This window comes from Streptomyces sp. NPDC051555 (assembly GCF_044454405.1).
Lineage (GTDB): Bacteria > Actinomycetota > Actinomycetes > Streptomycetales > Streptomycetaceae > Streptomyces.
In genome coordinates this window covers 336,431-349,596 of the sequence record NZ_JBITDP010000007.1, presented here as the reverse complement: position 1 = coordinate 349,596, position 13,166 = coordinate 336,431, and the positions used below count along the sequence as shown (strand labels likewise).

Here is a 13,166-nt window from a genome sequence, read left to right as displayed (position 1 = left end):
CGTCAACTCAATGATCAGCGGGCAGCCTAATCGGCCACGGGGGCGCAAGTGCGCCGGGTCTGTCCCAGGAACGTCTCAAGCCGGTACCAGCCTCACGGGCGCAGCCGCAGCCCCCTCGGCGTGGCGTGGAAGCCCGCGGCCTCCAGGCCCGGGCCCCACGGCGAGGTCAGTGCCGGGGAGGCGTTGATGCGCTCCACCGTCAGCGCGGGCAGCGTCCCCGACCGGCAGCCGGCGGCCAAGGCCGCCGTCGCCGCCGTCAGCCGGGGGTCGTCCACCTCGGGCCAGGCCAACAGGGTCTTGCCGCCGCGCTCCAGGTAGAGCGTCAGCTCCCCGTCGACCAGCACCACCAGCGAGCCCGCCTTGCGCCCGGGCTTGTGCGCGGATCCGGCCGGCGGCTCGGGCCATGACAGGGCCGCGCCGTAGGCGGAGGCCGGATCGGCCGCCGCCAGCACCACCGCCGCCAGGGGGGCCGGGTGCCGCTCGGCGGCCCGCAGCCGGTCCACCGCGCCGTCCATCGCGAACTGCGCCGCCCCCAGCCCCTCCACCACGTAGCCGCGGCGGGCCTGCCCGCTGTCCTCGAAGGCCGACAGGATCCGGTAGACCGCGCTGAAGCCGCCCTCCACCCCCTCGGCCGCGACCGCGCCCCGGGTCACCACCCCGTGCCGGTCCAGCAGGGTCCGGGCCAGGGCGTGCGCCCGGTGGGTCGGATCGGCCGCCCGGGCGGGCAGCAGGGACCACCGCCCCGAGACGGTCGGCGGACCGGTCCGCGAGACCTGGGCGCCGAGCGTGCCGTAGCGCCCGCGCGGCACGGTCCGCCGGGCCCGGTGGGCCGTCGCGCCCGCCGTCCGGCCCGAGCCCAGCAGGGCGCGCAGCGGCGCCAGGGTGTCGTTGGTCAGCCGCCCCGACCAGGCCAGGTCCCACAGCGCCTGGGAGAGCTGTACGTCGCTCGCCTCGGGGTGCCGCCCGCGCACCGTCTCGGCGATCTGCCGGAAGAACAGGCCGTACCCGCCGGACAGGGCGTCCAGGACGCCCTGGTGCAGGGGAGAGGGCTCCAGCGGATGCGGTGGCGGGAGCAGCAGCGGGGCCGCGTCCGCGAGGTAGAGGGAGACCCAGCCGTCCTTGCCGGGCAGCGCTCCGGCGCCCGCCCAGACCACCTCGCCGCTGGTGGTCAGCTCGTCCAGCAGCGCCGGGGAGAAGCCGCTGACCCGCGACGGCAGGATCAGCCGCTCCAGCGCCGACGCCGGGACCGGAGCGCCCTGGAGCTGCTCCACCGCCCGGGCCAGCCCGTCGATGCCGCGCAGCGCGCCGCCCAGGTGCTGCCACTGGGGCAGGAAGGTGGCCAAGGAGGTCGGCGGGACCGGCTCCAGCTCCTGGCGCAGCGCCGCCAGGGACCGGCGGCGCAGCCTGCGCAGCACGGTCGCGTCACACCACTCCTGGCCGATGCCCGCCGGATGGAACTCGCCCTGCACCACCCGGCCCGCCGCGGCGAGCCGGTGCAGGGCGCCGTCGGCCGTGGCCGTGCCCAGGCCGAAGCGGGCGGCGACCGCCGCCGTGGTGAACGGGCCGTGCGTACGGGCGTACCGCGCCAGGAGGTCGCCGAGCGGGTCCTTGACCGGCTCGGTGAACGCCTCGGGCACCCCGACCGGCAGGGCGGTCCCCAGGGCGTCGCGCAGCCGCCCGGCGTCCTCGATCGAGGCCCAGTGCTCCGCGCCGCCGATCCGCACCCCGATCACCCGGCGCGCCCGCTCCAGGGACCGCGCCCAGGCCGGGTCGGCGCCCCGCTCGGCGAGCTCCGCCTCCGTCAGCGGGCCCAGCAGCCGCAACAGGTCGGCCACCGACTCCGCGTCCCGGGCCCGCCGGTCCTCGGTCAGCCACTGCAACTCCCGCTCCAGCTCCGCCAGGACCTCCGGGTCCAGCAGCTCGCGCAGCTCCGCCTGGCCGAGCAGCTCGGCCAGCAGCCGGGAGTCCAGGGACAGCGCGGCCGCCCTGCGCTCGGCCAGCGGCGAGTCCCCCTCGTAGAGGAACTGGGCGACGTAACCGAACAGCAGGGACCGGGCGAAGGGCGACGGCTCGGCGGTGGTGACCTCGACCAGCCGGACCCGGCGGGCTTCGACGTCCCCCATCAGCTCGGTCAGGCCGGGCACGTCGAAGACGTCCTGGAGGCACTCGCGCACCGCCTCCAGGACGATCGGGAACGAACCGAACTCGGAGGCGACCTGGAGCAGTTGGGAGGCCCGCTGGCGCTGCTGCCACAGCGGGGTGCGCTTGCCGGGATTGCGTCGCGGCAGCAGCAGCGCGCGCGCCGCGCACTCGCGGAACCGGGAGGCGAACAGCGCCGAACCGCCCACCTGGTCGGTGACGATGCCCTGGACCTCGCCCTGGTCGAAGGTCACGTCGGCCGCGCCCAGCGGGGCCTTCTCGTCGTCGAACTCGAAGGCGGTGGCGGCGCCCGCCGGGGCCGGGTCGTGGTCCAGCAGGTCGAGCGGCTCGCCGCCCAGGCCCAGCAGGTCGGCGTCGGGCAGGCGCAGCACGATCCCGTCGTCGGCGTGCATGACCTGCGCGTCCATGCCGTAGCGCTCGGCGAGGCGGGCGCCGAGTGCCAGCGCCCACGGCGCGTGCACCTGCGCGCCGAAGGGGGAGTGCACCACCACCCGCCAGTCGCCCAGCTCGTCGCGGAACCGCTCGACGACGATGGTCCGGTCGTCGGGCACGTGACCGCACGCCTCGCGCTGCTCGGCCAGGTACGCCAGGACGTTGTCGGCGGCCCAGGCGTCCAGCCCGGCGGCCAGCAGCCGCAGCCGCCCGTCCGCCTCGGACAGGGCGCCGACCTCGCGGACGAACGCGCCCACCGCGCGGCCGAGCTCCAGCGGGCGGCCCAACTGGTCGCCTTTCCAGAACGGCAACCGCCCGGGCACCCCGGGCGCCGGGGTCACCAGCACCCGGTCCCGGGTGATGTCCTCGATCCGCCAGGAGGTGGTGCCCAGGGTGAAGACGTCGCCCACCCGGGACTCGTAGACCATCTCCTCGTCCAGCTCGCCGACCCGGCCGCCGCCCTTCTTCGGGTCGGAGCCCACCAGGAAGACGCCGAAGAGGCCGCGGTCCGGGATCGTGCCGCCCGAGGTGACCGCGAGGCGCTGGGCCCCCGGCCGGCCCGTGACCGTACCGGCCACGCGGTCCCACACCACGCGCGGTCGCAGCTCCGCGAACGCGTCCGACGGATAGCGCCCGGCCAGCATGTCCAGTACCGCGGTGAACGCCGACTCCGGCAGGGCCGCGAAGGACGCCGCCCGGCGCACCAGGGCCAGCAGGTCGTCCACCTGCCAGGTGTCCATGGAGACCATCGCGACCAGCTGCTGCGCCAGTACGTCGAGCGGATTGGCGGGGACGCGCAGGGACTCGATGGCCCCGACGCGCATCCGCTCGGTGACCACGGCCGCCTGCACCAGGTCGCCGCGGTACTTGGGGAACACCACGCCGGTGGAGACCGCGCCCACCTGGTGCCCGGCCCGGCCCACGCGCTGCAGCCCGGAGGCCACCGAGGGCGGCGACTCCACCTGCACCACCAGGTCCACCGCGCCCATGTCGATGCCCAGTTCGAGACTGGAGGTGGCGACGACGGCGGGCAGCCGGCCCGCCTTGAGGTCCTCCTCGACCAGGGCCCGCTGCTCCTTGGACACCGAACCGTGGTGGGCGCGGGCGAGCAGCGGCGGGGCGCCGTGCGCCGCGCCCGACTGGGCCATGACCTCGGCCGGGGGAGCGCCTGCGGGCAGCGGCTCGCCCATCGCACGTTCGTAGGCGATCTCGTTGAGCCGGTTGCACAAGCGCTCCGCGAGGCGGCGGGAGTTGGCGAAGACGATCGTGGACCGGTGGGCCTGCACCAGGTCCGCGATCCGCTCCTCCACATGCGGCCAGATGGAGGGCTTGTCCCCGCCCTCCTTGCCCTCGGTGGCGGGCGAGCCGCCCAACTCGCCCATGTCCTGCACCGGGACGACCACCGACAGGTCGAACTCCTTGGTGGAGGGCGGCTGGACGATCTCCACCTTGCCGCGCGGCGCCAGATAGCGGGCCACCTCGTCCACCGGTCGGACCGTCGCCGACAGTCCGATCCGGCGCGCCGGCCGGGGCAGCAGCTCGTCGAGCCGCTCCAGGGAGAGCGCCAGGTGGGCGCCGCGCTTGGTCGCGGCCACCGCGTGCACCTCGTCGAGGATCACCGTCTCGATCCCGGTCAGGGCCTCGCGGGCGGCCGAGGTCAGCATCAGGAAGAGGGACTCGGGGGTGGTGATGAGGATGTCCGGGGGGCGGGTCGCCAGCGCCCGGCGCTCGGCGGGCGGGGTGTCCCCGGAGCGGATCCCGACCCGGATGTCGGGCTCGGGCAGCCCCAGGCGCAGCGCCTCCTGCCGGATGCCGGTCAGCGGGCTGCGCAGATTGCGCTCCACGTCCACCGCGAGGGCCTTCAGCGGCGATACGTACAACACCCGGCAGCGCTTCTTCGGCTCGGCGGGCGGCGCCACGGCCGCCAACCGGTCCAGCGCCGCGAGGAAGGCGGCCAGCGTCTTGCCGGAGCCGGTGGGCGCCACGACGAGGACGTCCGAGCCCTCCCCGATGGCCCGCCAGGCACCCTCCTGCGCGGCGGTGGGCGTACGGAAGGCCCCCGTGAACCAGGAGCGGGTCGCGGGGGAGAACGTGTCGAGCGCGGAGCCGGCCATGCCCCCATCGTGCACCCCGCCACCGACAACGGCCCGGACCTGCGCGGACGTCCCGCGGGCGGGGGCGCAGAATGGAGGAATGGCAGCGGTGGAGGGTGCGGGGCGCGCGGCGCGCGGGACCGGTGAGTGGGCCCGGCACTGGCAGTACGCCGAGCTGCCCGGCCTGGACCTGCTGCGCGCCCACTACGTGCGCCACACCTTCCCGCGGCACGCCCACGACGGGTACGTCATCGCGGCCGTCACCCACGGCGTCGAGGAGATCGGGCTGCCCGGCGGTGTGGTGCGGGCCGGCCCCGGCAGCGTGGTCCTGATCAACCCCGAGGTTCCGCACTCAGCGCGTGCCGGGGTCCCCGAGGGCTGGGGCTACGCCACCCTCTACCCCTCGCGGCAGCTGATAGCGCAGGTGGCCGAGGAGAGCGGCGTGCTGCGCGGCACCCCCGGCTTCGCCCCGGACATGGTCATGGACGCGCAGGCCGCACGGATGATCGCCGAGGTGCACCGGGGCGCCGAGGAGGGCAACCCGCTCGCCGCCGACACCCTGCTGCGGGGCGTGGTGGCGCGGATGCTGCAACGGCACGCGGGACCCCTGCCGGCCCACCGGATCGTCGCCGCGGGCGCCGCCGACGCCGAGCGGGCCCGCGACGTACTGGAGGCGCGGATGTGCGAACCGCCCTCGCTGGAGCAGCTCGCGGACGAGCTCGGCACCCGTCCCTTCGCCCTGCTGCGCGCCTTCCGCGAGCGGTACGGGATGCCCCCGCACACCTGGCTGACGGACGCCCGGGTGCGGCGGGCCCGGCTGCTGCTGGAGGCGGGCACGCCGCCCGCCGAAGCGGCCCTCGCGGTCGGCTTCAGCGACCAGCCGCACCTGAACCGGCACTTCACCCGGATCGTGGGGGTGCCACCGGGGGCGTACCGGAGGGGCCGAACCGGCCCCGCTTGACCGGGAACTTCGCGGCCTCGGCGCCGAGGTGGTGGCCGAGCGCGCGGTAGGCGTCGAACTGGGTGTGATCGAACCACTGGTCGAAGGTGCTGTCCCGGGGGAACGCCTTCTCCTTGAGGGCGTACGCCAGCAGCTCGTAGGGCATGTCCGGGGTCAGATTGGCCTTGGCGAAGACGATCGTGGCGAACCGCGACGGCTTGCGGCGCCCGGGGAAGTGGACCGGCTCCGGGTACTCGATGACGCCGCGCACGACGCAGTCCGCCGAGAAGCGGGTGTTGAGCCCGGCCATCGGCCCCTCCGGTGCGACCTTCACGGCGCTGCCGGGCACCAGCCGCAGCACCTCCGCCTGGTCGAAGGTGATCCGCACGCCCAGGTCCTCGTAGGCGAGGGTGACCGCCTCGGCGAGGGTGACGGCCAGCGGCGGCGGATCGCCCGAGGAGTCGATCACGTACACGGTCTCGCAGCGCAGCCGCAGCAGCTCCACCAGGCCCAGGTTGTCGAAGTGCCCGCCGTCGGTGCACAGCACCATCGGGCTGGTGTCGGTGTAGCGCCCGGCCAGCTCCTGGAGCTGGTAGCGCAGCCGGCGCACCCACGGCAGCCGGGGCATCGTCCAGTCCAGGTCGTGCCGGGCGACCTCGGCCAGGTACGAGGGGTTGGGCACCCAGGTGCCCAGGCGCAGGTTGGACAGGGCGAGCAGGCGCTGGACGGCACTGCCCTGGGTGCCCATCGCCGAGGCGAACGCGGCGCCCGACACCGCCACCGCGGACTGCACGGTGAGGTCCCGCCGGATCAGCGGGTGCGCCGTCTCCTCCATCGTGGACGTGCGCACCCAGCCGGTGTCCGGGCCGCCCACCCAGTCATGGGAGAAGGTGAAGGGCACCGCGGGCCGCCCCGGCGCGGTCCGGTTGCGCAGCGACATGGCCGCCGAGGCCGCGAAGATCACCTGGGGGAAGCCCTCGACCCGCTTGCCGTGCGTGCTCAGCCGGGTCGACTCGGCGTTGAAGTCGTAGGGCAGGGCGCCGATCGACCCGTCGCGCAGGACCGCCCGGCGCACGGCGAAGGCGCCGGCCAGCCGCTGCCGGTAGAAGGGGTGCAGGCTGAAGGTGGTCTGGTCGATGAGGATCGCGCTCAGGAGCAGGGCGAACGGAAGGCCGAGCCGCCACCCCACGGGCCAGCCGTGCGCGGAGACCGCCGACCAGGACAGCAGCGAGAGGCCGAAGAAGGCGAGCAGGAGCAGCACCAGCCAGACGACGACCGCGGTGATCGGGCCGCCCCCGATCCGGGTCACGATCGAGGAGGCGGACGGGGAGCGCGGCGCGGGCTCGCCGCTCGGCTTCATGTCCTGCACCTTCTTGCTCATGGCGGCGTACAACGCGCCGAGCCCGGTGCTGGCGGCCGTGAGGGCGCCCAGGATCGAGATGCCGCTGCCGCCGGTGGGCACGCCCGCCCGGTGCGCCAGCCACGCGAAGAGCCAGAACACGGCGGGCAGCACCACGGCGAAGACGACGACCATCGCCGCCAGGGCGAGGGGGCCGCGGGTGATGGCGCGGACCCAGGCGGGCCGGGAACTCCCGCGGTGCGCCACGACCAGGGAGGCCACGGCCGAGACGACGGCCGAGAGGCCGACCAGTGCGAGGACGGGGTACAGGACCCGGGGGTGCGGTGCGAAGCCGGGGAAGTCCGCCCCGTCCGCCGGGCGCAGCTTCGTCAGGTCGGTGAAGGGAACCGCGTCGTAGAAGGCTCCCAGGACCACCCCGGCCACCACGAACGCGAGGCCCAGCAGCCCCAGTGACACCCCGAGGCCGCGCAGGATCACCCCCGCGGCCAGCAGCTTCTCGCGGGGGCTGTCCGCGAGGTACTTGGCGTGGCGACGGATGTGGTCCTCTTCGGGGCTGCCCGGCGCGAACACGTCCTGCGCGGTGGCGAGCGGGGCCGACCGGTGCCCCGGCGCCGCGGGCCGGGGCATCAGGGCCAGCTGGAACGCCCCCGCCGTGTACCCGCCGCCGGACACCGAGACCAGGTAGCGGGCCCGACCCAGTACCCCGCCCTCGCGCAGCGCCTGGAGGGCGCCCAGGGTGACCGCCGCGGAACGGATCCCGCCGCCGGACACGCAGATGCCGACGGCCGCCGGCTCCCGGCCGGGCGGCTGGTAGGCGCGGGTGCGCCAGCGGGCGAGCGCGCTGTCCCGCGGGGCGGCGGCCGCTGCGGAGCCGGCCCAGTCGCGCACCGCCGTGGTCGCGTGCGGGGCCACCGGGGCCGCGATGACGTCCGGGTCGGCCCACCGCTCGGAACCGTCGGCGAGCCGGTGGGCCTCCTGGACCCGGGCCGGCTTGTCGCACGGCGGGGCGTTGGCGACCCGGACCCGCATGAGGACGACGCGCGCGAAGAGGGTGAGCCCGATCCACCCGGCGGCGCCGGCGAGGGGGAGGACGAGCGACCACTTCAGCAGGGAGAACATCGCCGCCCCGGCCAGGTCGCCGTCCTGGCCGGCGGCCAGCCCGTCCAGCGCGCGGTACTCGAAGACGTTCTCGCCGAGGTCCGCCGCGGCCATGACGAGGGTGGCGCCCAGGCCCCGGACCGCGAACCGGCGGGACACCTGACGGTGGAGGAAGCAACTGCCGAGGCCGAAGAGGGCGAGCAGGGCCAAGGTGTACGCGGGAACGAAGAGGAGCGTGTCGAGGCGCAGGGCCTCGTACTGCGCCTGCAGCCGCTCCTTGTACGGCGGGCACCACAGCTGCGGATCACAGACGAGGGGGTAGGCCTTGTTCCAGCGGCCCGCGAGCTGGAGCGCGATCTCGCCGGGCACGTTCCGGGGATGTCGTGCGTGGTACAGCGCGAAGAGGGAACCGGCGGCGATCAGCGCGGCGAAGCTCAGGAGCGGGGCCCAACGGGCGTGCGAAGGACGTTCAACCGGCACGGTGCGAACACGCTTCATATACTCACCGTAGCGAAATGATCACTAGGAGTGGTGGCGTGTCGCCGTGTCGGAGGCGGCCGCCGCAAGAACGTACAAGACCGGGCCGTGGGCGCCCGCATAGCTTCGCCGGGTGAGAGAGCAACAGGCAGTGGACGTGGAACCGGCCGGGACGACGGCCGACGGGGCCGGTGGGGCCCATGGGGTGGAGGGGGCCGAGGGGAGCGGCCGGGCCGGTCGCCGGGCCGTCGTACGGGACGCGCTCGGTGTCGGCGTGGCCGTCGGGCTGTCCGGCTTCGCCTTCGGGGTGACCGCCGCCGGAGCCGGGATCAGCACCGCGCAGGCCTGCGTGCTGAGCCTGCTCGTCTTCACCGGGGCCTCGCAGTTCGCCCTGGTCGGAGCCCTGGCCGCGGGCGGCAATCCGTTCACGGCCGCGGCCGGCGCCTTCTTCCTCGGGACCCGCAACGCCTTCTACGGGCTGCGGCTGTCCCCGATCCTGGAGCTGCCCCGCGCGGTGCGGCCGCTGGCCGCCCACTGGGTCATCGACGAGACCACCGCCGTCACCCTGGCGCAGCGGGGCCGGGCCCACGCCCGCCTCGGCTTCACCGTCACCGGGCTCACCCTCTACGTGCTGTGGAACCTCACCACCCTGCTGGGGGCGCTGGGCGCGGAGGCCATCGGGGACACCGCCGCCTGGGGCCTGGACGCGGCCGGCCCCGCCGTCTTCCTCGCCCTGCTCGCCCCGATGCTGCGCAGCGCCACCGAGCGGGCCGTCGCCCTGCTCGCCCTGGTGCTCGGGCTCGGCTTCCTGCCGGTGCTGCCGGCCGGGGTGCCGGTGCTGCTGGCCGCGCTCGCCGCGCCGGCCGTGCTCTTCCTCAGCGGCCGCCGTACGAAGGGACCCCGCTCGTGAACGTCTGGATCGCCATCGGGCTCACCGTGCTCGGGTGCTACGCCGTCAAGCTCGTCGGGCTGCTGGTGCCGGCCGGGGCGCTGGAGCGGCCCCTGGTGCGGCGGCTGTCGGCCCTGGTTCCCGTCGCGCTGCTGGCCGCGCTCACCGCGCAGCAGACCTTCAGCACCGGCTCCGCGCTGGTCGTCGACGCCCGGGCCGCCGGGCTGGTGGCGGCGGGGGCCGCGCTGCTGCTGCGGGCGCCGTTCCTGGTGGTGGTCGCGGTCGCCGTCCTCGTCACGGCGGGGGTGCGGGCGCTGGGCGGCTGATGCCGAGGCGCGGCCGGGGAGGTTCACCGACCCAGCGGGCGGCCGTGGGCCCGGAGCGTCAGCAGTGCCTCCAGCGTCGCGATCGGGCGCCGCTCCAGGGTGCTCCCCGGGGCCCAGGCCCGCCGACGGACCGGCCAGCCGCCGTCCTCCTGCTGCTCGGCGGCGAGGAAGTCCAGCGAGCGCGCGGTCTCCTCGTCGGTGAACCAGCCGCGCGCCAGCGATTCGGGGCGGCGGGCGTAGTCGTGCGGGAAGAGGTGCTCGCCGGGTGCGTAGCCGGGGCCGACCGGGAACTCGGCGCGCCGCCCGGGGTCGAGGACGGCCAGGCCCTGCTCGCGCACCAGCCGGCCCAGCCGGTCGGCGGCCGCCGCGGCCCGGGGCCGGTCCGGGGTGCCGTCCAGGAAGGCGACGGCGCCCTGGATCTCGTACGGATGGGACCGGCGCAGGGTCTCGATCCGGTCCCAGCAGAAGTCCGTGGCGCGGAACAGCCAGGCGTGCCAGATCCGGTTGCGGTGGAGCAGGCCCACCACCGGGCCGGTGACCTGCAGCTCGCCCGGCGGGTCGTCCTGTACGGGGTGGTAGGGCGCCGACGGGTAGTCGCGCGGGGCGGGAAAGACCACCGGGAGGGCGCCCTCCGCCGTGGAGACCCCGCTCAGGTGGCGGCACAGCTGCTCGATCCGCCGCCCCGAGCAGCGGCCGAGGCCGTCCAGGACGCGCAGGGCGTGCACGGTGTGCAGCGGCTGGCTGTGCGGGCCGCGCAGGTCCGGGTCGAGGGCGTGCCCGTAGCCGCCGTCGCCGTTGAGGTAGGAACCGAGGGCGGTGTCCACCGGGTCGGCGTCGCCGCCGAGGAAGTGGAACGCGAACCGCCGCTGCTCCAGCACCCGCGCCGTGAGCCAGATGAACTGCTCGGCGCGGGCGAGCGGTGCTGTGTCGTCTCCAGCCATGGCCATGGAGGAACCGTAGGACCGGGCGGGGGGTGCGGGCGGCGGGAACGGCCCGGGTGCACCCTCCGGGGCGGGATACTGGACCCATGCGGTTGACGATTTTCTGGGAACGGATGGCGGAGCACTTCGGGGCGGGCTACGCGGAGTCCTTCGCGCGCGATCACGTGATGGCCGAGCTGGGCGGGCGCACGGTGATCCAGGCGCTGGACGCGGGCTGGGAGACCAAGGACGTGTGGCGGGCGGTCTGTTCGGCGATGGACGTGCCCGCGACGCTGCGCTGACGGGGGGCGGTGGCCGAGCGATTGCTGCTGGTACGGGAGACTTGTCCGCGTGGCAGTCACCGACCAGGACCCGTCCGGCACCGATCCGATCGCTGCGCCCTCCCCGGCCGCGGCGCCCGAGGGGCGTCCGCCGGCCGGCGGGCCGCCGGACGCCGGGGGCGGCGCGGCGCGCGAGCGGATGCCGCGCTGGCTGCCGCGCGCGGTGGTGCTCGTCCTGGCGCTCGTCGCCTGCTTCCAACTCGGCAGCTGGGCGTTCCACCAGCTCATCGGGTTCCTCGTCAACATCCTGATCGCGTTCTTCCTCGCCCTCGCGATCGAACCGGCCGTGGCCCGGATGGCGGCCCGCGGGATGCGCCGCGGGCTGGCGACCTTCCTGGTGTTCCTCGGCGTCTTCGCCGCGAGCGCCGGCTTCGTCGTCCTGCTCGGCTCGATGCTCGCCGGACAGATCGTCGACATGGTGGAGGGGTTCCCCCGCTACCTCGACTCGGTGATCGGATCGATCAACAGCACCTTCCACACCGACCTGTCCCGGCTGGAGATCCAGGACAGCGTGCTGCACTCGGACTGGCTGCAGAAGTACGTGCAGAACAGCGCGTCCGGCGTGCTGGACGTGTCGGCGACGGTGCTCGGCGGGCTCTTCCGGCTGCTGACGGTCGGGCTCTTCGCCTTCTACTTCGCCGCCGACGGGCCGCGGCTGCGGCGCGCGCTGTGCTCCGTGCTGCCGCCCGCCAAGCAGTCGGAGGTGCTGCGCGCCTGGGAGATCGCCGTCGCCAAGACGGGCGGCTACCTGTACTCGCGGGGGCTGATGGCGCTGGTCTCCGGGATCGCGCACTACATCTGCTTCGTGGTGCTCGACGTGCCGTACGCGCCCGCGCTCGCGGTGTGGGTGGGGCTGGTCTCCCAGTTCATCCCCACCATCGGCACCTACCTGGCGGGCGCGCTGCCGATGCTGATCGCCTTCACGGTCAATCCCTGGTACGCGCTGTACGTCCTCGGGTTCGTGGTGGTCTACCAGCAGTTCGAGAACTACGTGCTCCAGCCGAAGCTGACCGCGAAGACGGTCGACATCCACCCCGCGGTGGCCTTCGGTTCGGTCGTCGCGGGGACGGCCCTGCTCGGCGCGGTGGGCGCGCTGATCGCGATTCCGGCGGTCGCGACCCTGCAGTCCTTCTTCGGTGCGTACGTACGCCGCTACGCGGTGGTGGAGGACGGCGACGGCGCTGCGGGCGGCCCGGGTGACGGCGCGGTCGTCGACCCGGGCGCGGTGGTCACGGGGACGGCGTCCCGGGCTGCTGCTGCCTGGTCGCGGCGAGTACGGCGTCCACGGCCTCGGTGACGTACGCCTCGGCGGCGGCCTTGCTGACGCCGAGCCCGCTGAGCACGCCCTCGCCGTCCTCCAGTTCGAGGAGGGCGAGCAGGATGTGCTCGGTACCGACGTAGTTGTGGCCCAGGCGCAGGGCCTCGCGGAAGGTGAGCTCCAGGGACTTCTTGGCGTTCGCGTCGAAGGGGATGAGGTCGGGGATCTCCGCCACGGCGGGCGGCAGGACGGCGGTGGCGGCGGCGCGGACGGCGTCCGGGGTGATGCCCTGGGCGCCCAGCGCGAGGGCGGCCAGGCCCTCGGGTTCGGCGAGCAGGCCGAGGACGAGGTGCGCGGGGCCGATCTCGGCGCCGCCCGCCTTGCGGGCCTCGCTCTGGGAGCCGACCACGACGCCCCGGGCGCGCGGGGTGAAGCGGGAGAAGCCCTGGCTGGCGTCGAGGTCCCCGTCGCCCTTGGGGACGAAGCGCTTCTGGGCGGCCTGTCGGGTGACGCCCATGCTGCGGCCGATGTCGGTCCAGGAGGCGCCCGAGCGGCGGGCCTGGTCGACGAAGTGGCCGATGAGGTGGTCGGCGACGTCACCGAGGTGCTCGGCGACGACGACCGCTCCGCTGAGCTGGTCCAGGGCGTCGGGGTGGGACTGCTTGATGCCCGCGATGAGGTCGTCGAGGCGGACCGGGTTGGTCATGCGCGCGGGGGCCGCAGGGTCTGCGGAGCCCGCCGGAGGGTTCGTCGGGTTCGTCATAAGTGCAACCGTAGGTTGACAGTCGGCGGGGTGTCAACCCTGGGTTGTCAGTCGTGTCGAACGTTGCTCGAACCGTCGCGGTGGCCGCACACTCCAACCCAAGGGGCCT

9 protein-coding genes are annotated in these 13,166 nt (G+C 74.8%); 5 read left to right on the top strand and 4 right to left on the bottom strand.

Going from position 1 to position 13,166, the window contains the following annotated elements:
• Nucleotides 1–92: 92 nt before the first annotated feature.
• Complete coding sequence (locus ACIBEA_RS18015; protein ID WP_399261907.1) at nucleotides 93–4,706, bottom strand: DEAD/DEAH box helicase; 4,614 nt, start codon at nucleotides 4,704–4,706, stop codon at nucleotides 93–95.
• Nucleotides 4,707–4,785: 79 nt separating this feature from the next.
• Between ACIBEA_RS18015 and ACIBEA_RS18010 the strand changes: the two genes are divergently transcribed.
• Nucleotides 4,786–5,646: an AraC family transcriptional regulator gene (locus ACIBEA_RS18010; RefSeq protein ID WP_399261905.1), complete on the top strand. Its 861-nt coding sequence runs from the start codon at nucleotides 4,786–4,788 to the stop codon at nucleotides 5,644–5,646.
• Here ACIBEA_RS18010 and ACIBEA_RS18005 read toward each other — a convergent pair.
• On the bottom strand, nucleotides 5,585–8,581 hold the full coding sequence (locus ACIBEA_RS18005) for a hypothetical protein (RefSeq protein ID WP_399261903.1): 2,997 nt from the start codon (nucleotides 8,579–8,581) through the stop codon (nucleotides 5,585–5,587). The genes ACIBEA_RS18010 and ACIBEA_RS18005 overlap by 62 nt on opposite strands.
• A 112-nt stretch (nucleotides 8,582–8,693) precedes the next feature.
• Here ACIBEA_RS18005 and ACIBEA_RS18000 point away from each other — a divergent pair, with 112 nt between their 5' ends.
• Both ACIBEA_RS18000 and ACIBEA_RS17995 read left to right on the top strand, forming a co-directional pair.
• Nucleotides 8,694–9,470 (top strand): AzlC family ABC transporter permease, encoded by a 777-nt coding sequence (locus ACIBEA_RS18000; RefSeq protein WP_399261901.1) that lies wholly within the window; start codon nucleotides 8,694–8,696, stop codon nucleotides 9,468–9,470.
• Nucleotides 9,467–9,775, top strand: coding sequence for an AzlD domain-containing protein (locus ACIBEA_RS17995; RefSeq protein ID WP_399261899.1), 309 nt, complete (start codon nucleotides 9,467–9,469; stop codon nucleotides 9,773–9,775). The genes ACIBEA_RS18000 and ACIBEA_RS17995 overlap by 4 nt, the downstream gene beginning before the upstream one ends.
• Nucleotides 9,776–9,798: 23 nt before the next feature.
• Here ACIBEA_RS17995 and ACIBEA_RS17990 read toward each other — a convergent pair whose 3' ends face one another.
• Entirely contained in the window at nucleotides 9,799–10,716 is a 918-nt protein-coding gene (locus ACIBEA_RS17990; protein WP_399261969.1) for a hypothetical protein, read from the bottom strand.
• An 86-nt stretch (nucleotides 10,717–10,802) separates the two neighbouring features.
• Here ACIBEA_RS17990 and ACIBEA_RS17985 point away from each other — a divergent pair, with 86 nt between their 5' ends.
• Both ACIBEA_RS17985 and ACIBEA_RS17980 read left to right on the top strand, forming a co-directional pair.
• Nucleotides 10,803–10,997 (top strand): DUF3046 domain-containing protein, encoded by a 195-nt coding sequence (locus tag ACIBEA_RS17985; protein WP_399261897.1) that lies wholly within the window; start codon nucleotides 10,803–10,805, stop codon nucleotides 10,995–10,997.
• A gap of 178 nt (nucleotides 10,998–11,175) precedes the next feature.
• Nucleotides 11,176–12,333 (top strand): AI-2E family transporter, encoded by a 1,158-nt coding sequence (locus ACIBEA_RS17980; RefSeq protein WP_399261967.1) that lies wholly within the window; start codon nucleotides 11,176–11,178, stop codon nucleotides 12,331–12,333.
• On the opposite strand, the gene ACIBEA_RS17975 is transcribed toward ACIBEA_RS17980, so the two are convergent.
• Nucleotides 12,266–13,057: a Clp protease N-terminal domain-containing protein gene (locus ACIBEA_RS17975; protein ID WP_399261895.1), complete on the bottom strand. Its 792-nt coding sequence runs from the start codon at nucleotides 13,055–13,057 to the stop codon at nucleotides 12,266–12,268. The two genes, ACIBEA_RS17980 and ACIBEA_RS17975, sit on opposite strands and share 68 nt — an antisense overlap.
• Nucleotides 13,058–13,166 lie beyond the last annotated feature (109 nt).